The organism is Herbiconiux sp. L3-i23 (genome assembly GCF_023734115.1).
In the GTDB taxonomy this organism is placed as follows: Bacteria; Actinomycetota; Actinomycetes; order Actinomycetales; family Microbacteriaceae; genus Naasia.
Genome location: NZ_AP025737.1, coordinates 2,219,936 through 2,239,870, shown reverse-complemented (window position 1 = coordinate 2,239,870; position 19,935 = coordinate 2,219,936). Strand labels below are relative to the sequence as shown.

The following is a 19,935-nucleotide window of genomic DNA, read 5'->3' as shown; positions in this document are numbered from 1 at the left end:
GTCAGGCGAGCATGTCCCTCACCATGGGGATGACCTTGGTGCCGTAGAGCTCGATCGACTCCATCGCGTGGGCGTGCGGAAGGGTGCCCGCGCTGTACTTGAGGTCGAAGCGGTCGACGCCGAGCGCCTTCACGGTGTCGGCGATCTTCCGCGCCACGGTCTCGGGTGAGCCGACGTAGAGCGAGCCGTGGGCACGCTCCTGCTGGAACTCGTTGACGCTCATCGGCGGCCAGCCGCGCTCGGCGCCGATCCGGTCGCGGTTCGCCTTGAACCCGGGCAGGAAGCGGCGCACCGCCTCGCCGTCGGTCTCCGCGACGAAACCGGGGGAGTGCACGCCGATCGGCAGCGCCTTGGCCCCGAGCTGGTCGAGCGCACGATAATAGAGGTCGACGTAGGGGGCGAAGCGCTTCGGGTCGCCACCGATGATCGCGAGCAGCAGCGGGAACCCGTACTGCGCGGCGCGGACGACGGACTCGGGGCTGCCGCCGACGCCGATCCAGGTCTTCAGGCGGCCGGACTCGGTGGGCGGGTAGACCCGCTGGTCGGCGAGCGGCGCGCGGAAGCCGCCCTCCCAGGTGACGGGCTCCTCGCGCAGCAGGGCGGCGAAGAGGTCGAGCTTCTCGCTGAAGAGCTCCTCGTACTGCGAGAGCGAGTAGCCGAATAGCGGGAACGACTCGGTGAACGATCCGCGGCCGAGCGTGACCTCGGCGCGGCCGTTGGAGACTGCGTCGAGGGTCGAGAAGCGCTGGTAGACGCGGATCGGGTCGTCGGAGCTCAGCACCGTGACCGCGGAGCCGATGAGGATCTTCTCGGTTCGGGCGGCGATGGCGGTGAGCACCACGTCGGGCGCCGAGACGGCGAAGTCCTCGCGGTGGTGCTCGCCGACGCCGAACGCGTCGACTCCGACCTGATCGGCGAGGACTCCTTCTTCGACCACGTCGCGGATGACCTGAGCCAGCGGCTTCGGGGTGCCGTCGTCGTGGTTGGTCGCGTCGCCGAAGGTGTCGAGCCCGAACTGGTGTGCCGTCATGACGAGATCCGATCTCTATGCGCCTGCATGTTGTTGCTGTCGTAACCAGAGCATGGCAGCAGTAATTCCGGAAAGCACAGCCTCCGTTGCGCCCGCAGCCCCCGAAGCCGGACGGCTCAGCCGAGGGCGACGAGCGCGGCGAGGATGGCGAGCACGAGCGCGGTCAGGGTCATGACGGCGCGTTCCTGCTTGCTCCGCGATGCCGCGTTCAGCAGGATGCCCACCGCGAGGTAGCCGGCGATCACCCACATCGCGATGAAGAGGGCACCGTCGAACGAGTCGGGCACGAGTCCCGTGATCTCGGCGCGTTCGAGGGCGACGAGGCCGAAGAGCACGTAGAGCACCACTGAGATGACGCTGCCGATGCGCTTGCCTCGAGGCAGCACCCGGTCGCGCCCGCCCCAGGCGAGATGCCCCAGCGGCGCGCCGGCGATCAGCGCCACCTGGAAGACGGCCAACGCGAGCAGCACGAGGCAGAAGGCGAGCGCGAAGAGCTGTTGCATCACGGCCCGAGCCTAGGGGAGCGTGGCCCTGTGGTTCAGCGGTGGGAGGAGTAGCGGGGCACGTAGCGCAGCAGGGCTCCTGCGCCGACGAAGCCGAGGGCGCCGACTGCGGCGACGGCGACGGGCAACGACAGCGCCGCGGTGACGCCGGCGAGAAGCAGCGGGGCGACGGCGCCGCCCGCGTCGTTGCAGAATCGCCACGCGCCGAGGAACGGTGCCGGGTTCGACGGCGGGGCGAGGTCGGCGCCGAGTGTCATCAGGATCCCCGAGCCGATGCCGTTGGCGATCGAGAGGAAGACGGCGAAGACCACGAACCATGTCTCGCTGGCGGGCAGGTCGTGGGTGAGCGCCAGTCCGATCAGCCCGACCGCGAGTCCGAGCACCGACGGCACCGCGGTGAAGAGGCGCCCGAAGCGGTCCATGATCTGACCGCCGGTGTAGAAGAGCGCGAAATCGATGGCGGCGGCGACGCCGATGATCGTCGCGGTGTGCGCCTCGTCGAGCCCGAGGCTCACACCCCACAGCGGCAGGATCACCTGACGGCTCGCGCGCAACGCGGAGATGATCGCCGAGCCCGTCCCCAGCCGCAGCAGCAGGGCGCGATGGCGGGAAAGGGTGCCGAACAGTCCGACGGACTCATCGCGGATCAGCTGCTCGCCTTCATCGAGCTGCTTCCTGCCCGCCTCGCGCGCTCGCACCGCGGCGCCGAAGAGCGACTCGGGGTCGGGGAGCAGCAGAAGGGTGAGCGCGGTCACTCCGCACGCGACGACGAAGACCCAGAGCGGCGCCGCGTTCGAGTCGGTCGCCGCCAGCGCGGCGACGCTGAGGAACGGACCGATCAGCAGTCCGAGTCGGTGCGTGCCGCCGAGTGTGGACAGGGCGCGGGCGCGATGGGACAGAGGCACGAAACTCGTCATGAACGCGTGGCGGGCGAGCGCGAACACGGCGCTCGCGAGTCCGATGAGCAGGATTCCGACCGCCAGGACGACCGGGTTCGGCGCGAATGCGCTGGTAATCAGTCCGGCGATGGCGACGCCCGTGGCGTACAGCATCGCGGTGCGCTCGCCGATCTTGGCGACGATCCAGCCGCTCGGGATGTCGCCGAACAGCTCGCCGAGAGTCAGCATCGCCGCGATGAATCCGGCGACCGCGAGGGTGGCGCCGAGATCGGAGGCCAGCGCGGGGATGATCGGCAGCAGTGCGCCCTCGCCGATCGAGAACAGCAGCGTCGGCAGCAGGGCGGGGAGGGCGATGGAACGCCAGCGGAAGGCGGTCGTTCCATTCGTCATGACGTTGTCCACCCTACGTCCGCGCTCGACGAGCTCGGCACTGACCGAATCAAGGAGAACGCGTCCGGAAACGGCTCGGATCCGCATGAACGCGTGACTGAAGGTCGAGTTCTCCTTGATCCGGTTCGCACGGCCGGGGAAAGCGGTCAGGTCGGGGAGTGAGCGGGCCGGTAGTCTTGGCGGGTTATGGCTGAATTGGACTTCTCGCAGCAGATCGCCGAGCTGCGATCCACTTTCGGTGACATCCGCGCGGTCGTCGACGTCGACGCCCTCCGCGCCCGGGTCGTCGAGCTCTCGGAGCAGGCGGGCGCTCCCGACCTGTGGGACGACCCGGCTGCCGCGCAGAAGGTCACCAGCAGCCTCAGCCACGCGCAGGCGCAGCTGGCGAAACTGAACTCGATCGAGCAGCGCCTCGACGACCTCGAGGTGCTGCTCGAGATGGTCAGCGAAGAGGACGACGACGCGCTCGCCGCCGAAACGGCCGTCGAGGCCGAAGCGGAGCTCGCGAGCCTGCAGAAGCTGATGGGCGAGCTCGAGGTCCAGACCCTGCTGAACGGCGAGTACGACCCGCGCCCCGCGGTCATCACGATCCGCGCCGGAGCGGGCGGAGTGGACGCCGCCGACTTCGCCGAGATGCTCCTGCGCATGTATCTGCGCTGGGCCGAGCAGCACAAGTATCCGGTGACCGTCATGGACACCTCCTATGCCGAAGAAGCGGGCATCAAGTCGGCGACCTTCGAGGTCGACGCCCCGTACGCGTTCGGCAACCTCTCCGTCGAGGCCGGCACGCACCGTCTCGTCCGCATGTCGCCGTTCGGCGCGGCGGGCAAGCGCCAGACGAGCTTCGCGGCCGTCGAGGTGATCCCGCTGATGGAGGAGACCGACGAGATCGAGATCCCCGAGAACGACATCCGCGTCGACGTCTTCCGCTCGTCGGGCCCCGGCGGCCAATCGGTCAACACGACCGACTCGGCGGTGCGCATCACCCACATCCCCACCGGCACGGTCGTGTCGATGCAGAACGAGAAGAGCCAGATCCAGAACCGCGCCGCCGCGCTGCGGGTGCTGCAGTCGCGTCTGCTCCTGCTGAAGCGCGAAGAGGAGAACGCGAAGAAGAAGGAACTCGCAGGCAACATCACGGCGAGCTGGGGCGACCAGATCCGCTCCTACGTCCTCGCGCCGTACCAGATGGTGAAGGACCTCCGCACCGAGCACGAGGTCAACAACCCCTCGAACGTGTTCGACGGCGACCTCGACGGCTTCATCAACGCGGGCATCCGCTGGCGCAAGTCCAAGCCGGTCGACTGACCGGCACCCTCCGGACACCCCGGAGGGCCGCCAGGCCCGTCGCGCAATGACGTGAGTCGCAGGTCGCCTCAGTGCGGCGATGCCACGGTCCTTCGCTTCGCGACGGCCGCGGGCGGCCTCCCCAGCGACCAGGGCTTCAGGTCACCACACCCCGTAGGGCTGCCAGGCACGTCGCAAAATGACCCGACTTCCGGGCCTAAGCATGCCGACGCAGGTCGGAATGGGCGACGCCGTCGATCCGCCGGTAGGAGACCGCCTCGCCGAGCCCGGGATCCACGCCCGTCACCGTCGCGATCACCACGCCGTGAGTGACGACGACCGTGCGTCCCGCCGACGCCTGGAGGCGGTGCAGGACCGCCGTCACGCGCGTGAAGACCGAGCTGAGCGGCTCCCAGTCCCGTCGGTCGCCCTGCGGCCACTCGCCGCCTGAGCGCTCGAGGTCCGCCCAGGCCGCGCGCATCGCTGCGTGATCCCAGCCGGAGTCACCCACGGGGCCCCACTCGCGCAGGTCGTGTTCCACAACGGGAGTGAGCCCCACCCGCGATGCGATGATCGACGCCGTCTGCAGAGCCCTCGTCATGGGCGAGGACACGATCCGCTCTGCGCCGAGGTCCACGAGCTGCTCGGCCCGAGCCTGCGCCTGCTGGACACCTGCCCGAGTGAGACCGATGAGATCGCGAGCGGGGCCGGCCAGACCTGCGGCATCGGCGCTCGCCCAATCCGCCTCGGCGTGCCGCACCAACAGGACCGATCCCACGCGCTCACCGTAGAGCCCCTCCGGGCCGCTGGCGACAACCTTCAAGTCGAATACATAACTTTCGACTTCGGGTGTCGCTGCGGAGTAGTCGTCACCTCGTGCATACCCTCGAACAGCCATGATTCGTTTCGATCGCGTCACCAAGCTGTACTCCGGCAACTCGAAGCCGGCGCTGAACGGCGTCGACGTCGAGATCAAGGCCGGAGAGTTCGTCTTCCTCGTCGGCGCCTCGGGCAGCGGCAAGTCCAGCTTCCTGCGGCTCGTCCTCAAGGAGGAGAAGCCGTCCTCCGGCGAGATCCACGTACTCGGTCAGCGGCTCGGCAGCATCTCGAGCCGCAAGATCCCCTACTTCCGTCGGTCGCTCGGCGTGGTGTTCCAGGACTTCCGTCTGCTCCCGGGACGCACCGTCTATTAGAACGTGGCATTCACCCTGCAGGTCATCGGCAAGTCCCGCGGCTTCATCCAGGAGGCCGTCCCCGACGTGCTCCAGATGGTGGGGCTCGCGGGCAAGGCCGAACGTCTGCCGCACGAGCTGTCGGGCGGCGAGCAGCAGCGCGTCGCGATCGCCCGCGCCGTGGTCAACAAGCCCGCCATCCTGCTCGCCGACGAGCCGACCGGAAACCTCGACCCCGCGACCAGCGCCGGCATCATGCAGGTTCTCGAACTGATCAACGCGGGCGGCACGACCGTCGTCATGGCCACCCACGACGTCGGCATCGTCGACTCGATGAAGCGACGCGTCATCGAGCTCGTCGGCGGCAACATCGTCCGCGACGAGGTCGAGGGCGGCTACACGACCTCGATTCCCGTCCAACGTCCCGCGACGCAATCGGTGCCCGTCGTGACCGGAGCGGCAGCCTTCGCGGCCGCGGTCGCAGAAGAGGCGGGACCCGTCGAGCTGCCCAGCTCGCCGCGGACGGTCGTCGAAGGAACCCCCAACCGGTACGCCGACCTGCCCGACTACGACGCGCACCCCATGACCGCGCCCCTCGCAGTGCCCACCACCACCGGGGCGATCCCGCGTTTCGGTGCTCCGATTGCGACCGCGGCGCCGCTCGCGCCGGCGACCCCGAGTGCGCCCGCGGCTCCGGTCGAAGCCGCTCCGCTTCCGAGCACCGTCCATCCGCAGACGACGCCCACCCCGCAGCCGGCCCCGACCGCGCCGCACCCGGCCGCCCAGACGTCGGCGCCCGCACCAACGGCCGAGGATCCGCTCCGCCACCTCCTCACCCCGGCCTCCAGGCCGGAGTCGGTCGCCGCTCCTGCGCCCCAAGCGGCGCCGCCGGCCGCTGCAGCGCAGGCGGCACCCGATCACGACGACCCGTTGGCGCTCGCCGTCCGCCTCGGTCTGCGCCGCCCCGGCGCGGCTCCCGAATCGACCGGCTCGCAGGAAGTGGGACCGACCTCATGAGATTCGCCCTGATCTGGTCCGAGGTCTCGCAGGGTCTGCGCCGCAACCTGTCGATGGTCGTCTCCGTCGTGCTGGTGACCTTCATCTCGCTCACCTTCGTCGGCGCCGCGGCCCTGCTGCAGCTGCAGATCACCCAGATGAAGACCTTCTGGTACGACAAGGCGCAGGTCGCGATCTACATGTGCAACGGCACCGTCGGCAGCGAGGCGTGCGCCGCCGGTGCCGCGACGCCCGAGCAGGTCGCTGCCGTCGAGGCCCAACTCGACTCGCCCACGCTCGCGCCGCTCATCGACCGGTACTACTACGAGTCGCAGGACGACGCCTACGCGAACTTCCAGGAGCAGTTCGCCGGCAACGCGGTCGTCGATTACGTCACCCCCGACCTGCTCAACGAGGCCTACTGGGTGAACCTCAAGGATCCGTCGCAGGCCGACGTGCTGCAGGAGAGCCTCAGCGCGCTCGCGGGAGTCGACAGCGTCACCGACCAGCGCCGCCTCCTCGATCAGATCTTCTCGGTTCTGAACGTGGCGAGCATCACCGCCATCGGCATCGCCTCGATCATGCTCGTCGCCGCCGGCCTGCTGATCTCGACGACCATCCGTCTCTCGGCGTACTCGCGCCGCCGCGAACTCGGCATCATGCGGCTGGTGGGGGCGTCGAACCGGTTCATCCAGACCCCGTTCATCCTCGAGGGCGCCTTCGCGTCGTTGCTCGGCGCCCTGCTCGCGGGCGGGGTGGTCGTGGCGATCGTGCAGTTCTTCGTGCAGGGCTACCTGGCGACGACGCAGCTGGGCTTCTCGTACGTGACGATGTCCGACGCCCTCCTGGTGGTCCCACTCCTGATCCTGGTGGGCGTCCTGCTCGCCGCGGTCTCGGCCCAGATCTCGATCCGCCGCCACCTCCGCGTCTAGACCTCCTCACCCCACACCCCTCACCCCGGCGAGCGCGGTGTGTTGACGCGAGCGCGCCTGTATAAACACCAGCGCTCGGAGCAACACACCGCGCTCGCCGGGGTGGAGTAGGCTTGAGGGCTGTCTTAGCCGCGGTCTACGAGTGAAGGAGGTGCGCCCATGCCCAAGGAGAAGGGGCAGAAGGTCGTCGCGACGAACCGCAAGGCGCGCCACGACTACACGATCGAGGACACCTACGAGGCTGGCCTCGTCCTGACCGGCACCGAGGTGAAGTCCCTCCGAGAGGGGCGCGCGTCGCTCGTCGACGGCTACGCGTTCATCGACGCGGGCGAGGCATGGCTCGACGCCGTCTACATCCCCGAGTGGGGATCGGGATCGTGGACCAACCACTCGACCCGACGCAAGCGGAAGCTGCTGCTGCACAAGGAGCAGATCGTCAAGATCAGCAACCGCATCAAGGACGGCGGCTACACGCTCGTCCCGCTGCAGATCTACTTCAACGAGGGCCGCGCGAAGGTCGAGATCGCGATCGCCAAGGGCAAGCGCGACTACGACAAGCGTCAGGCGCTGCGCGAACGGCAGGACAACCGCGAGGCCCAGCGGGCCATGTCCACCCGCCGGCACCTGGGCGAGTAGCGAAAGCGTTGAGCATCCAGTACCACCGGTCGCGCGTCGCCGATTGCGACCCGACCACCCTGTACCGCATACTCTGGCTGCGCGTTCAGGTCTTCGTCGTCGAGCAGGAGGCCGCCTACGACGAGCTCGACGGCCGCGACATCGAGCCCGGCGCCGAGCTGCTCTGGGCGGAGGAGGGCGACGAGATCCTCGCGACCCTTCGTGTGCTCCGCGACGCGCACGGTGGGATGCGGATAGGCCGGGTGGCGACATTGGTCGCCGCACGCAGCAGGGGAGTGGCATCGCAGCTCATGCGCCAGGCGGTCGCCCGGTGCGAAGAGCTCGCCCCGTCGGCGCCGATCTCGCTCGACGCCCAGAAGCATCTCGCCGACTGGTACGCCCGGTTCGGTTTCGCGGTCAGCGGCCCCGAGTTCAGCGAAGACGACATCCCTCATGTGCCGATGCGGCGGGAATCCGGGCTCTCAGGCTCCTGAGTAGACGACGAGGAACGCCTCGGCTGCGGGCATCGAGACCTCGTCCACGGCTTGACCGCGCGCGACGACCGCGAGGACGACGCCGACGACGATGACGACGGCGAACGCGACCCACAGCCACCACGGCACGCGGCGCCATGCGGGGGTTCGAGCGTTCTCGCGGTCGGCAGGATCTGTCACCCGAACGACGCTACCGGCGACCCGTGAATGGGCGACCCGGCGGCGGCGAACTCACCGGCGAGGCACACCGGATGCACGGGTGGCTGGATCCGGGTCAGGGGATGAGCGCGAGCTTTCCGCCCGGATGCTCGGATCGCAGCAGTTCGAGCGCATCGATGGCCTCCGCGAGCGGATAGGTGCGGGCGAGCGGGACGACGAGCTCACCCCGCCCGGCCATCTCGATGAGCCGTGCTCGGGCTGCGTCCCGGAACCGGGCGCTCGCCGGCATGCGCCCCGCGATGATGCGGTAGCCGAGCTCCTCGGCGCGTCCGAACGCGGCGATCGAGACGATGCGCGACCGATCGTCGACGAGCGCGACGGAGACGTCGATCGCCTCGGCGGTGCCGACGGTGTCGAGCGCGGCGTGGACGCCATCGGGGGCGAGCGCCTGAACCCGCTCCTGCAGACCGTCGCCGTAGCGGACCGGTTCGCCGCCGAAGCGGCGGACCACGTCGAAGTTCGTCTCGCTCGCCGTACCGATGACGCGCGCGCCGATCAGGCGCGCCTGCTGGAGCACGCTGACCCCTGTCGCGCCCGAGGCGCCATGCACGAGGATCGTCTCGCCGGGCGAGACCCGCGTGACGTCGAGCATCTCGGCGGCCGTCGTGCCGACGAGCAGCAGGTTCGCCGCCTCGGGGAAGCCGAGCTCGGCGGGCTTCGCGAACACGTCCTTCGCCGGCACCGTCACTCGGGCCGAATACCCGCCGCGGATACGGAAGGCCAGCACCTCGTCGCCCAGGGCGCCGCCGCCCGACCCGATCTCGGTGTCGGGGCCGACGGCGGTGAGAACACCGGCGACCTCGTACCCGATGCGGTACGGCAGATCCTGCGCGTCGCCGTTTCGCATGTACTTCCAGTCGGCGGGATTCATCCCCGCCGCCCGCACCTCGATGGTCACCTCACCGGCTCCCGGCGCTGGGACGTCGCTGTCGACGAGCTCGAGCGCGTCGAGGTCCCCGAAGCGTCGCGCGAGCCACTGGGCGCTCATTCGGCGACCGCCCGAGTGATGCGGACGGCGACGCGCGAGGAGTCGAGGGCCGCTTCGAGGGAACCGAAGATGCGCTCCGCTGCCGCGCCGTACTTCGCGGTGATCGCTCGGATGGTGTCAGCGATGCCCTCGCGATCGTCGACGACTACGGCGTGCGCCGCGACGGGCACCGCGTCCGGCGCGATCTCACCCGAGCGCGAGCATGCTGTCAGCACCACGCGACTTTCGCGCCGCAGCCGCTTCACCTTGCCCGACCCGCCGTCGGTGGTGAAGACCAACGCGTCGCCCAGCTGTGCGATCCACACGGGGGTCGCGACCGGCGCACCCGATGCGCGGTAGGTCGTGAACGAGACGTAGTCCTCGGTGCCGAGGAGGTCGAGCGCGGGAGAGGACGGCGAGGTCTGCATGCAGTAATCCTGCCGGAGTGATCCCGCGAGATCGCCGCACCACCCTCTGGGGGAATGGACCCAGCGACCGTGCGGTTGTAGTCTGTGGTGCTGCGCTTCGTGCAACGAATGCGGAGCACAAGACAACTCCACAGCGCGATGGTGGCCCCTTCGCAACGAGACCGACGAGTTCGGTCGCGAAGGCCAGTACGGGGATGATCGGTTTCGACATTGCCTGAATGACCGTGAGAAGCGGGCCGAGGATGCAGGGTTATCTCGTAAACGATCTCTGCAAACCATAGGTGCCAATTCCAAGCGCACCGACTTCGCTCTCGCCGTCTGAGCTAGAGCTGTAAGTCCGTCAGCCCGGGTCCGCTTCCGCCCCGGTGTCTGGCGTCATCTAGGGAGCTCGCCGCGATGCTGCGTCTCAGGGCATCGCGGGACTTTTCCTGAGGCTGGGCTCGTCGGGGCAGGTGCTTGCGACAAACTCCGGAGCCGAGTAGAACGCTTTCCGCAGGCTACGCCCGTAGAAGGCACGGGATTACAGCAATGGACGGGGGTTCAATTCCCCCCATCTCCACTTCCGGTCACCATCGCGCTGATGGAGTTTCGCCAGGGACGGGACTCTGCTTTCCGCGCGATTCCCCCCATCTCCACATTCGGTCACCATCGCGCTGCTGGAGCTGTCACCCAGCGCCGTCGCGGCTCGCGGCGTCAGAATTCGCCCGTCGCAACGTCGCCCGATCGGCGGTACGAGGCGAAGATCACACCGCCCGGCGTCACGGTTGATTCGGTGAGCTCGAACCGTGCGGGGATGACGCCGTCGCGGAAGAGACGCTTGCCGCGTCCGAGGGTGACGGGGAAGATCTTCAGCCACAGCTCGTCGACGAGGTCGTTCGCGAACAGGGTCTGCAGGAAGTCGCTGCTGCCGTGCACCTGCAGAGTCGGGCCGTCGCCGACCTTCAGTTCGCGCAGGTGACCGACGACGTCGTCTCGTAGGCGGATCGTCGTCGGCCAGTCCACGTCGAGGTCGCGATGAGTCGCGACGTACTTGGTGGCCGCGTTGAGCGGGCCGCCGCCGAGCTCCTCATGCTGCGGCCAGTAGCCGGCGAAGATGTCGTAAGTCCGGCGGCCGAGGAGCAGATCGAGCGGCGGCGTCATCTGCCGGGCCATCAGCTGCGCGGCCGTCTCGTCGAAGTACGGCACCGTCCACCCTTCGAGATCGAAGCCGCCCGAAGAATCTTCCCCTTTGCCGCCGGGCGCCTGCATGACCCCGTCGAGACTGACGAAGGTGAGGGCGACGATGCTCCGCATGCCAGCAGGGTACGACCGCGGCATCGACCGCGCCAGATGCGATCGGCCGTCACAGTTCGACACCCGATTTGCAGATCACCGCCCCAGCGACGAAGGTCGATGGCGGAGGGGATCACGATGACCGGAATCGAATCGACGGCGGCGGCGAGCATCCGCGCGGAGCGCGAGGCCGCGGACTCGCGCGGCTCGAACGACGAGGCCGCCCGCCACGGCTTCCCAGGGCTCACTCCCGACGAGTTCAAGCTGGCCTTCCGCAACCACCCGGCCGGCGTCGCGGTCATCACCGCGGACGCCGGCGACGGCCCCGTCGGTCTCACCGCGACCTCGGTGTTCTCGGTCAGCGCCGAACCGCCGCTGCTCGTCTTCTCGCTTTCGTCGACCTCGTCCAGCGCACCGACGATCCGCCGCGCGTCCACGCTCGTGGTGCACCTGCTCGCCTCCGATCAGGTCGACGCCGCCAAGCTCTTCGCGACGAGCGGCGTCGACCGGTTCGCCGACGCGTCCTCGTGGGACCGGCTGCCGACGGGCGAGCCCTATCTGACCGGTGCTTCGGTGTGGATCCGCGGAGCCGTCATCGATCGGATGGAAGCCGGCGGGTCGACCGTCGTCGCCGTGCATGCGCTCGAGTCCTCGGTGTCGCAGGGCGCGTCGCTCGCGAACCCGCTGGTCTACCACAACCGCACCTGGCACCAGCTCGGCGAGCACTCCCGCCTCGACGGCTGAGGGCGGCGGGCCGGGGGGGGTCAGCGCGTCGCCACCGTCGACTCGCCGCGGGCGGAGGCGATCGTCGCCGCGATGCCTTCGTCGTACGGTGTCGGCGCGACACCGAACGCGGACTCGAACGCGCTCGAGTCGAACACGTACGGGCCGCGCTGCTGATAGGCGAGCTCGAGCGATTCGCGCGCGGCGCCGACGAAGAGCGACCCCATTCTGAGCGTCGCGAGCGACATCGTGCCGCCCCGGGAGCGCCCGTCGGTCGCGAGCTCCATGTAGTCGGCCCCGGTCAGCGGGTCGGCCGTCGGTACATGCCAGGTACGTCCCGCGGCGCGCGGATCGGTGCCGATGGTGACGAGCGCACGCGCGGCATCGGGCGTGTAGGTCATCGAGTGGGGCATGCTCGCGTCGAGCAGCCAGATCGGGTCCTTGCCGGCGGCCACTCGATCGGCGACGTAGCCGTTGAACACGCTGGTCGACGCGCCGGGGCCGTAGAAGTCGGCGCTGCGGGCGATGGTGACGACGAGCGAGCCGTCGGCCGACGCATCGGCGAGGGTTTCGAGGAGGCGCGCGCGCAGCCGTCCCTTGCGGCTCGTGGGGTGCAGGGGAGTCGACTCGACCATCGGGCCGGATGTCGGCCCGTAGGCGTACACGTTGTCGAAGTAGACGAGGTGGGCGCCGGCGCGGCGACTGGCGTCGATGACGTTCGCGAGCACCCGAGGCCACTCGCGCTCCCAGGTACGTGCACTGTAGGGGAGTCCGGCGGTCAGGTAGACGGTGCCGGCTCCGTCGACCGCGCGACGGGTCGCGTCGGCGTCGAGCAGATCCGCCGACCGATGCTCGGCGCCGTCGGCGCGGCCGGCGTTGCGCGCGACGGACACGGTGTCGAGCCCTGCGGCGACGAGGGTTGACACCGTCTCGCGACCGATGACTCCGGTGCCGCCGAGCACGACGTGCTTCGGATTGGTGGTCATGACTTCTCCTTCTGGTTCTGCTGGTTGGTCTGGTTCTGGTCCTGGCGTGTCGACGCGGCGTCGGCAGGGCGGGCCGGGAAGAGATCGGCGGTCGCGTCTTCCTGGGCGAGGCGTCGAAGTCCTGCCGCCAGCGCGTCGCCGAGCACGGTGCCGACCACCATCAGCTCGGCGATCGCGTCGGGGTCGGTCCTCGTCGTGAGCGCCTCGAGGTCGGCGCGCGCGGCGAGCGCGCCCGCATCGGCATAGGCGCGCAGGTAGGACTCGCTCGGCACGAAGTCGATCGCGGCGAAGCCGTCGAGCACCCGCGCGGCGAGGTCGGTGCCGGGGTTCGACTCGCTCGTGCGCCATCCGAGTGACGCGGTCACCGCGCGGATGCGATCCGTCGCGTCTTCGCTCGGTGTCGCGGTGCCGGTCGCCGATCGGCTCAACGCGTGCTGCGCGACCTCGAAGGTGTTCGCGAGCGGACTGCGCGAGTCCAACTCGGCGATCACCGATTTCGTCGCCGCGACCGAAAGGCCACCCGTCTCGAGGAGCGCTCGGATGAGCCGCACCCTGCGCACGTGACTCTCGTCGTAATCGGTGCGGTTGCCGCTCAGCCGCTCGCCGTCGTGGAGCAGTCCTTCGCGAACGTAGTACTTGATCGTCGGAGCGGCGACGCCGCTCGCGGCGGACAGTTCGGTGATGCGCATGCACCGATAGTAGCACTACCGGTAGCAGCGCTACCAGTCGCTTGGTGCTCGATCACGGGAAGGTGAGGGAGATGACTCCATCGATCACGCCCGCCGCAGCATCGCGGTAATCGACGATCCGCGGAAGTCCGCGCGTCGTCTCGCTCTCGTGAGGTCCGACCACGACGACCCGGGCGCCCGCGGCGAGACCTGCGGTGATGCCCGCTTCGGCGTCTTCGAACACGAGGCAGTCCCGGGGATCGACTCCCAGCGCGGCAGCAGCGGCGAGGAAGGGCTCGGGGTCCGGCTTGCCGCGCTCGACGGTGTCGGCCGTCACGAAGACCTCGGGTTGCGCGATGCCCGCGGCCCCGAGACGGATCGACGCGAGTTCCGCCGACGCGCTCGTCACCACTGCGATGCGGTCCGAGGGCAGTGCGGCGAGGAACTCTGCCGCTCCTGACACCGCCACCACGCCGTCGAAGTCTTCGAGTTCGCGTGCGGCGAGCTCCGCCGACACGGCATCCGCATCGGTGCCCACGGGAACGAAGCGCCGCACGCTGTCGATCATGCGCACCCCGTGCACGGCGTCGAGGAGCTCGCGGCGGTCGAGACCGAAGCGGTCGGCGAAGAGGCTCCAGATGCGTTCCACGGCGACCGTCGAGTCGACGAGCGTGCCGTCCATGTCGAAGAGCAGAGCGCGGGCGGTGAGTGTGATCGGCACGACAGCCATTCTCGTGGGCGCGCCGGTCGCGGATCAGGCGAGTGCGTTCCCGATGGCGGCGAGCACCTGGTTCGCGGTGGGCACGCCCGAAGCGCGCATCACCTCGGCGCCGGTGCGATCGGTGATGACGACGGTGGGGGTCGTGGTGATCGCGCGGTCTTCGCTCTCGTCGGGCGCGTCGGCGACGTTGACCTCGCGCCACCGCACCCGGTCGTCGAGCAGAGCCTCGACGCGACCGAGCGTGCGCCTCGTCGCCGCGCAGGCGCCGCAGAAACTCGACGAGTACAACGTCACACTCAGCTCCGACACGGGCCCTCCCTCCGTGGAGGAAACGGCGGATCGCAGGCGGGCATTCCCATCGGGATTCAGTCCGCCATCCTGAGCGCAGCGCCGAGGCGGTCGGCTCGTTCCCGCGCTTCGGCGTCGGATGCCGCATCGAGCAGCGCCGCTCCGACGAGGCCCGATGAGCTGCCGAGCGTTGACGAGACGATGACCGGCACGGAGCGCCATGGCAGCTCCTCGGCGACGGCCTCGCGCAGAGGAGCGATCAGGCGGTCGCCTGCCAGGGACAGTCCTCCGCCGATCACGACGCGGGTCGGGTCGGTGATCGAGATGAGCGCGGCCACGCCGATGGCGAGTGCCGAGATCGCGTCCCGCCACACGCGCTGCGCGCTCTCGTCGTCGCCGACCGCCGCGATGACCTCGGCGGAGGTCGCGGGCGTCCCGGTCGACCGCTCGTACCGTCGGGCGATGCCCGACGCCGAGGCGTAGACCTCGACGCAGCCGCGGCCGCCGCACGGGCACGCCTCGCCGTCGCGGACCGCGCGGATGTGGCCGAGCTCTCCGGCGGCCCCGGTGGTCCCGCCGTGCAGCGCACCGTGGGAGAAGAAGGCCGCTGAGACACCCGTGCCGATCGGGACGAAGGCGAGGGAGCCCGCGTCGCCGGGATCGGCGAGCGCCCGCTCGGCGAGGGCCCCGGCGCGCCCGTCGTTCTCGACCCGAACGGGGACGTCGAGCTGATCCTCGATGAGCCTCGCGAGCGGCAGGTCGCGCCAGTCGAGGTTGGCTGCGAAGGCCACGACGCCATCGGACGGATGCACGATGCCGGGGGAGCCGATACCGACGCCGTCGAGCGCGCGGCCCGCAGCCTCGGTTCGTTCGCGGACGTCCGCCAGCGTGCGAGAGAGGCCGGTCAGCACCGGCTCCCGTCCGATGCGCGTCGCGACGATCCGACGGTCGATCACCGTGCCGGTGCCGTCGAACGCCATCAGCTTGATGGTGGTTCCGCCGATGTCGACCGCGATCCGTGCCGCGTCGGCTGAGCGATCCATGCCTCCATCGTCGCGGGCGTGCTCAGCCCTCGCAAACCGACCCCCGCACAGGGACGGGCGCGAGGCGGCGCAACCTCTGTACCGTTGACCCATGCCCGATCCGGACGTCGACGCGCGCGTGGACGCCGCCGTCGATGCCTGGCTCGCGTGGCTGCCGCGGTGGAGCCCGAGCCTCGCGCGGACGCGTCCGCGGGTCTGCCGGCGCTGCGTCGGCTCGCCGGTGATCGACGCGGCAGGACTGCGCGAAGCTCCGCACCAGGTGCAGCACGCGCTCGTGAGCCGCATCCATTCCCTGATCGACGACGACGTCGCCTCGTTCACCGCCACCGAGCTGCCCCTGCTGCATGCCGAACTCGACCGCAGCGAAGCCGAGAGACGCGCCGCCCGCCCCTACCGGCCGGAGGAGGGCCTCGGACCCGAGTTCGAGGGATTGGGCGTCGACCCGGAACCGGTGCCGGGCGAGCCCTACCTCTTCACCCTCGCCGGTCTCGCCGAGGATGCGGCGGAACCCGCGCCTCCTGCCGCGACCCGCAGCTACGACGAGGCGGCCAAACAGCAGTTGCGGCGCGAGATAGCGCTCTCCGACGAGCGGGCGGTCGGCGTGGGCCGGGCGGCCTGCCTGGCCCTGGTCGGGCATCGGCCGCGCATCGCCGAGGCGATCGACTCGGTGGTCACGCCGCAGATCGAGTCGCTGATGTCCGAACTCTCAGCGGGCCTCGAGATCCCCGCACGCGTCGACGACCCGGGGCAGGGTCGAGGCCCCACACTCGCCTGACCCATCGCCGTCACGCGCTGCCGGGGTTATCGTCGAAGCGCGGGCCGACGCGACCCGAGGACGGGGCGGAGATGGCGCAGCACAGCGGGTTCGATGTCCTCGTGATCGGCGAAGCGCTCGTCGATCTCGTGGACACCGGCGACGAAGTGACCGAACGCGCCGGCGGCAGTCCCGCCAACGTGGCCCTCGGCCTCGGCCGCCTCGGTGCGAGGGTCGCCCTTCTCACTCGGATCGGCCGCGATCCGCGCGGCGACATGATCGCCGGTCGACTCGAACAGTCGGGCGTGGTCGTGCTTCCCCAGTCGTTCACCTCGTCGCCGACCTCGACGGCCACGGCGACGATCGGACCCGGGGGTCACGCGACCTACTCGTTCGAGATCGACTGGGACATCCCGGTCGGCGGCCTGCCCGACGCGGCGGTGCTGCACGTCGGATCCATCGCCGCCTTCCTCGAGCCGGGCGCCTCGTCGGTCCGCGAGATCCTCCGCGCCGCCGACGCCCGGGAGATCACCTTCGACGCCAACGTCCGTCCGGCTCTGCTCGGCGCGGTCGAGTCCGCCCGGACGGTGTTCGAGGACACCGCGTCGCTCGCGACCGTCGTGAAGCTGAGCGACGAGGACGCCGCCTGGCTCTACCCGGGGATCGACGTCGCCGACGTGCTGCAACGGGTGCTCGGACTCGGCCCCCGACTCGCCATCGCGACCCTCGGTGAGCACGGGTCGCTGCTCGTCGCCCGGGGTATCAGCGCGCGAGTGCCGGGCGCGGCCACCACGGTCGCCGACACCATCGGGGCGGGCGACTCGTACATGGCGTCGATCGTCGACTCGCTGCTGCAGACCCGTACCGACGAGCTGACGGTGCCGCTGCTGACGCGCATCGGTGCGCGCGCCGGCCGCGCCGCCGCCATCACCGTGTCCCGCACCGGCGCCGACCTGCCGTGGCGCGATCAGCTCGGCCTCGACGAGTGACCGACGCGTCCGGACTCCACGGCCCCGAACGTCTCAGCCGAGGCGCAGGCTTCGTTCTCAGCGGAGGTATAGCGTTCGTCGAGTGAGTGACGCGGTGACCGACCCGACGAGAGAACGAGTCCGGTGGCAGGCGTTCGGCATCGCGGTCGCGGTCGCGGCGCTCACCATCCTCGACCTGTCGAAGGTGAACGTCGGACTGCCCTCGATTGAGGAGTCGCTCGGTGCAGGCCCCACCGAACTGCAGACCGTCGTCGCCGGCTACGCCCTCGCGTTCGGTCTCGCCCTGGTGCCCGCCGGGCGGCTCGGCGACATCAAGTCGCGGCGCCTTCTCTTCCTCATCGGGCTCACCGCCTTCACCCTTACGAGCCTGTTCTGCGCGCTCGCCCCGAACACCGTCTTCCTCATCATCGGCCGGTTCCTGCAGGGCATCGCCGCGGGCATCCAGATGCCGCAGGTCGTCGGCCTCACGCAGGCGCTGTTCCAGGGCGCCGAGCGCGGTCGGGCGTTCGGGCTCTTCGGAGCGATCATCGGCCTGTCCACCGCGTTCGGTCCCACCATCGGCGGGCTGCTGATCGCCGTCGGCGGTGAGCAGGACGGCTGGCGCCTGCTGTTCTGGATGAACGTCCCCCTCGGGCTCATCCTCCTGTTCTTCGCGGCACGGCTCCTGCCCAAGCGGCAGAGCCACGAGGGCGCCGCGAGCATCGATCCGATCGGGATCGTGCTCCTCGGCATCGTCGTCGTGAGTTTCATGCTGCCGTTCGTGCTCACCACCGGAGGACCCGACGACGACCCGCGCCGGTGGTTCTTCCTCGCCTCCGCCGCCGTGTTCGGCGCGGCCTTCGTATGGTGGGAGCGGCGATACTCCGCGCGCGGCAAGACGCCCGTCGTGCGGTTCTCGCTGTTCTCGCTCGGGTCGTACCGCAACGGGCTGCTCATCGCCACCGTCTACTTCGCGGCGATGCCGGCGACCTTCCTCATCACGACCCTGTACTTGCAGCAGGGGTTGGGGCTCGCGCCGGTGTTCGCCGGAATGGTGACCATCCCGTTCGCGCTCGCCTCGGCGGTGACCGCCTGGATCGGCGGTCGACTCGTCGAGACGCGCGGCCGATCCCTCGTCGTCATGGGGCTCGCGATCGTGCTCGTCGGCTTCGGGCTCGCAGTGCTGGCCGCGATCCTGCCGCCGGCCGAGCTGAGCCCGTGGCTGATGTCGGCGGCGCTCGCGGTCGCCGGAGCGGGCGGTGGCTTCGTCATCTCGCCGAACCAGACGCTGACGCTCGCCGAGATCCCGGTCACCGATGGCGGCGTCGCCGGATCGATGGCGCAGGTCGGGCAGCGCGTCGGCACCGCGGTGGGCGTGGCCGCGGCGTCGTCGACGTTCTTCGCGACCCTGTACGCCGAGAGCACCGCCGCCGACACGGTGGCGGTCTACCACGACGGATTCCGCAACGGCTCGTTCGTCACCCTCTCCCTCATCGCCGTGGCCTTCGTGCTCGCGCTGCTCGACCTCCGTCAGCGTCGCCGAGCCTGACCCTCGCTCTTCGGTCCAGCGCCCGAGGCGGTGTGCACGGATCAGGATGACCCCGCGCGACACGCCGCGGGAACATCCTGATCGGTGCCGGATCTCCTGATCCGTGCACACGGGTCAGGAGAGGGAGGGGTCGGGCAGGCCGGGGTCAGGAGAGGGACAGGAGGGCGGCGGCGAGCAGGGCGAGGGCGACCCCGAGGAGTTGGGGGAGAGCGAGCCGTTCGCGGAGCACCGCTGCGGCGAGCACCACGGTCACGACCGGGTACAGGCTGACCAGCACCGACACGATCGCGAGCTCGCCGCCCTGCAGCGCCAGGACGATGAGGATGTTCGAGATCCCGAGCAGCACGCCCGCCCCGATCGCGAGCGAAGCGAACCGGTCTGGCCGCTGCGCGGCCGATTCCGGTCGGTCGAGCGTCGCCAGGAAGCCCGTGCCGCGTGCGCGGCGCACGAGCAGGAGCAACGGGATGATCGCGACGAAGCCGACTCCCGTGTCGAGCACAGCGGGAAGCACGCCCGCATCCTTCGGTGCGGCGTCGAGCGCGACGATCGAGGCGCCGAGCAGCAGCCCGGCGGCGACGGCGAGCAGCAGACCGCGGGGCCGCACGCCGGCGCCGCTGCGCGGTTCGAGCGAGACAAGCACTCCCGCGGCGAGGGCCGCTCCGACGCCGGTCCATCCGAGCGGCCCGAGCCGCTCGCCGAGCAGCACCGCGGCGACGACGGGGACGAGAGTGTTGACGAGGGCGATGGAGGGGGAGAGCACGCTCATGGGCCCGATCGCGAGGGCGGCGTAGAAGAACAGGAATCCGACGATCGCGAAGAGGCCCGCCGCCACACCGGCGACCACCGCCTCGGGGCTCGCCCGCCACGGCAGCACGAGCATCGACCCGAGCGCGACGATCGTCGCGGCGGCGTAGACGGCGGTCGTGCCCGTGACGGTGCCGCGCCGTCTCGCCGCGAGGCCGCCGAAGAAGTCGGACGTCCCGTACGCGGCGGCCGCGACGAGGGCCGCGAGGACGGCGGTCACGGGGGAG

Annotated in this window: 24 protein-coding genes and 1 other RNA gene; 11 read left to right on the top strand and 14 right to left on the bottom strand. The window is 70.1% G+C overall.

Going from position 1 to position 19,935, the window contains the following annotated elements:
• Window position 1: 1 nt before the first annotated feature.
• The 3 genes from NGH83_RS10685 to NGH83_RS10675 all read right to left on the bottom strand — a co-directional run bounded on the left by NGH83_RS10685 (window position 2) and on the right by NGH83_RS10675 (window position 2,822).
• Window positions 2-1,030: an LLM class flavin-dependent oxidoreductase gene (locus NGH83_RS10685; RefSeq protein ID WP_251856235.1), complete on the bottom strand. Its 1,029-nt coding sequence runs from the start codon at window positions 1,028-1,030 to the stop codon at window positions 2-4.
• Between the two features lie 116 nt (window positions 1,031-1,146).
• The gene (locus tag NGH83_RS10680; protein ID WP_251858514.1) at window positions 1,147-1,533 is read right to left on the bottom strand and encodes a hypothetical protein; all 387 of its coding nucleotides are present in this window, start codon (window positions 1,531-1,533) and stop codon (window positions 1,147-1,149) included.
• A gap of 35 nt (window positions 1,534-1,568) precedes the next feature.
• A complete protein-coding gene (locus tag NGH83_RS10675; protein WP_251856234.1) occupies window positions 1,569-2,822 on the bottom strand; it encodes an MFS transporter in 1,254 nt (417 codons plus the stop codon).
• A 186-nt stretch (window positions 2,823-3,008) separates the two neighbouring features.
• Here NGH83_RS10675 and prfB point away from each other — a divergent pair, with 186 nt between their 5' ends.
• Window positions 3,009-4,130, top strand: a complete 1,122-nt coding sequence (prfB, locus tag NGH83_RS10670; RefSeq protein ID WP_251856233.1) for a peptide chain release factor 2 — start codon at window positions 3,009-3,011, stop codon at window positions 4,128-4,130.
• A gap of 196 nt (window positions 4,131-4,326) precedes the next feature.
• Here prfB and NGH83_RS10665 read toward each other — a convergent pair whose 3' ends face one another.
• A complete protein-coding gene (locus tag NGH83_RS10665; protein ID WP_251856232.1) occupies window positions 4,327-4,887 on the bottom strand; it encodes a histidine phosphatase family protein in 561 nt (186 codons plus the stop codon).
• 118 nt (window positions 4,888-5,005) lie between these two features.
• Here NGH83_RS10665 and NGH83_RS15350 point away from each other — a divergent pair, with 118 nt between their 5' ends.
• The 5 genes from NGH83_RS15350 to NGH83_RS10645 all read left to right on the top strand — a co-directional run bounded on the left by NGH83_RS15350 (window position 5,006) and on the right by NGH83_RS10645 (window position 8,318).
• Window positions 5,006-5,302 carry a cell division ATP-binding protein FtsE gene (locus NGH83_RS15350; protein ID WP_371872663.1) on the top strand — a complete coding sequence of 99 codons (297 nt, stop codon included), beginning with the start codon at window positions 5,006-5,008 and terminating at the stop codon, window positions 5,300-5,302.
• 3 nt (window positions 5,303-5,305) lie between these two features.
• On the top strand, window positions 5,306-6,298 hold the full coding sequence (locus NGH83_RS10660) for a cell division ATP-binding protein FtsE (RefSeq protein WP_371872662.1): 993 nt from the start codon (window positions 5,306-5,308) through the stop codon (window positions 6,296-6,298).
• A complete protein-coding gene (ftsX, locus tag NGH83_RS10655; protein ID WP_251856231.1) occupies window positions 6,295-7,209 on the top strand; it encodes a permease-like cell division protein FtsX in 915 nt (304 codons plus the stop codon). Before NGH83_RS10660 ends, ftsX begins: the two co-directional genes overlap by 4 nt.
• Window positions 7,210-7,368: 159 nt before the next feature.
• Window positions 7,369-7,845 carry an SsrA-binding protein SmpB gene (gene smpB / locus NGH83_RS10650; protein ID WP_251856230.1) on the top strand — a complete coding sequence of 159 codons (477 nt, stop codon included), beginning with the start codon at window positions 7,369-7,371 and terminating at the stop codon, window positions 7,843-7,845.
• Between the two features lie 8 nt (window positions 7,846-7,853).
• Window positions 7,854-8,318: a GNAT family N-acetyltransferase gene (locus NGH83_RS10645; RefSeq protein ID WP_251856229.1), complete on the top strand. Its 465-nt coding sequence runs from the start codon at window positions 7,854-7,856 to the stop codon at window positions 8,316-8,318.
• Here the strand turns inward: NGH83_RS10645 and NGH83_RS10640 are convergent.
• From NGH83_RS10640 to NGH83_RS10630, 3 genes are all read right to left on the bottom strand, one after another.
• Window positions 8,307-8,498: a hypothetical protein gene (locus NGH83_RS10640; RefSeq protein WP_251856228.1), complete on the bottom strand. Its 192-nt coding sequence runs from the start codon at window positions 8,496-8,498 to the stop codon at window positions 8,307-8,309. The genes NGH83_RS10645 and NGH83_RS10640 overlap by 12 nt on opposite strands.
• A gap of 94 nt (window positions 8,499-8,592) precedes the next feature.
• Window positions 8,593-9,525 carry an NADP-dependent oxidoreductase gene (locus NGH83_RS10635; protein ID WP_251856227.1) on the bottom strand — a complete coding sequence of 311 codons (933 nt, stop codon included), beginning with the start codon at window positions 9,523-9,525 and terminating at the stop codon, window positions 8,593-8,595.
• Entirely contained in the window at window positions 9,522-9,932 is a 411-nt protein-coding gene (locus NGH83_RS10630; RefSeq protein ID WP_251856226.1) for a PPOX class F420-dependent oxidoreductase, read from the bottom strand. Before NGH83_RS10630 ends, NGH83_RS10635 begins: the two co-directional genes overlap by 4 nt.
• Before the next feature lie 190 nt (window positions 9,933-10,122).
• Between NGH83_RS10630 and ssrA the strand changes: the two genes are divergently transcribed.
• Window positions 10,123-10,494, top strand: a transfer-messenger RNA (tmRNA) gene (ssrA, locus tag NGH83_RS10625).
• A 131-nt stretch (window positions 10,495-10,625) separates the two neighbouring features.
• Here the strand turns inward: ssrA and NGH83_RS10620 are convergent.
• Window positions 10,626-11,225, bottom strand: a complete 600-nt coding sequence (locus tag NGH83_RS10620; protein ID WP_251856225.1) for a dihydrofolate reductase family protein — start codon at window positions 11,223-11,225, stop codon at window positions 10,626-10,628.
• 117 nt (window positions 11,226-11,342) lie between these two features.
• Here NGH83_RS10620 and NGH83_RS10615 point away from each other — a divergent pair, with 117 nt between their 5' ends.
• Window positions 11,343-11,948: a flavin reductase family protein gene (locus NGH83_RS10615; protein WP_251856224.1), complete on the top strand. Its 606-nt coding sequence runs from the start codon at window positions 11,343-11,345 to the stop codon at window positions 11,946-11,948.
• 20 nt (window positions 11,949-11,968) lie between these two features.
• Here NGH83_RS10615 and NGH83_RS10610 read toward each other — a convergent pair whose 3' ends face one another.
• From NGH83_RS10610 to NGH83_RS10590, 5 genes are read right to left on the bottom strand one after another with little or no spacing between them, the layout of a single operon-like run.
• Window positions 11,969-12,913 carry an NAD-dependent epimerase/dehydratase family protein gene (locus NGH83_RS10610; protein ID WP_251856223.1) on the bottom strand — a complete coding sequence of 315 codons (945 nt, stop codon included), beginning with the start codon at window positions 12,911-12,913 and terminating at the stop codon, window positions 11,969-11,971.
• Window positions 12,910-13,602 (bottom strand): MerR family transcriptional regulator, encoded by a 693-nt coding sequence (locus NGH83_RS10605; protein WP_251856222.1) that lies wholly within the window; start codon window positions 13,600-13,602, stop codon window positions 12,910-12,912. Before NGH83_RS10605 ends, NGH83_RS10610 begins: the two co-directional genes overlap by 4 nt.
• Before the next feature lie 52 nt (window positions 13,603-13,654).
• The gene (locus NGH83_RS10600) at window positions 13,655-14,302 is read right to left on the bottom strand and encodes an HAD-IA family hydrolase (protein ID WP_251856221.1); all 648 of its coding nucleotides are present in this window, start codon (window positions 14,300-14,302) and stop codon (window positions 13,655-13,657) included.
• Between the two features lie 33 nt (window positions 14,303-14,335).
• Window positions 14,336-14,611, bottom strand: coding sequence for a glutaredoxin (locus tag NGH83_RS10595; protein ID WP_251856220.1), 276 nt, complete (start codon window positions 14,609-14,611; stop codon window positions 14,336-14,338).
• 56 nt (window positions 14,612-14,667) lie between these two features.
• Window positions 14,668-15,633, bottom strand: coding sequence for an ROK family protein (locus NGH83_RS10590; RefSeq protein ID WP_251856219.1), 966 nt, complete (start codon window positions 15,631-15,633; stop codon window positions 14,668-14,670).
• A 91-nt stretch (window positions 15,634-15,724) separates the two neighbouring features.
• On the opposite strand from NGH83_RS10590, the gene NGH83_RS10585 reads away from it, so the two are divergent.
• The 3 genes from NGH83_RS10585 (at window position 15,725) to NGH83_RS10575 (ending at window position 18,904) form a co-directional block, all read left to right on the top strand.
• Window positions 15,725-16,408 (top strand): spermidine/putrescine ABC transporter substrate-binding protein, encoded by a 684-nt coding sequence (locus NGH83_RS10585; RefSeq protein WP_251856218.1) that lies wholly within the window; start codon window positions 15,725-15,727, stop codon window positions 16,406-16,408.
• Window positions 16,409-16,479: 71 nt separating this feature from the next.
• On the top strand, window positions 16,480-17,376 hold the full coding sequence (locus NGH83_RS10580; RefSeq protein ID WP_251856217.1) for a PfkB family carbohydrate kinase: 897 nt from the start codon (window positions 16,480-16,482) through the stop codon (window positions 17,374-17,376).
• Between the two features lie 82 nt (window positions 17,377-17,458).
• On the top strand, window positions 17,459-18,904 hold the full coding sequence (locus tag NGH83_RS10575) for an MFS transporter (RefSeq protein ID WP_251856216.1): 1,446 nt from the start codon (window positions 17,459-17,461) through the stop codon (window positions 18,902-18,904).
• Between the two features lie 145 nt (window positions 18,905-19,049).
• Here the strand turns inward: NGH83_RS10575 and NGH83_RS10570 are convergent, their stop codons facing one another.
• Window positions 19,050-19,928, bottom strand: coding sequence for an EamA family transporter (locus tag NGH83_RS10570; protein ID WP_251856215.1), 879 nt, complete (start codon window positions 19,926-19,928; stop codon window positions 19,050-19,052).
• Between the last annotated feature and the right edge of the window lie 7 nt (window positions 19,929-19,935).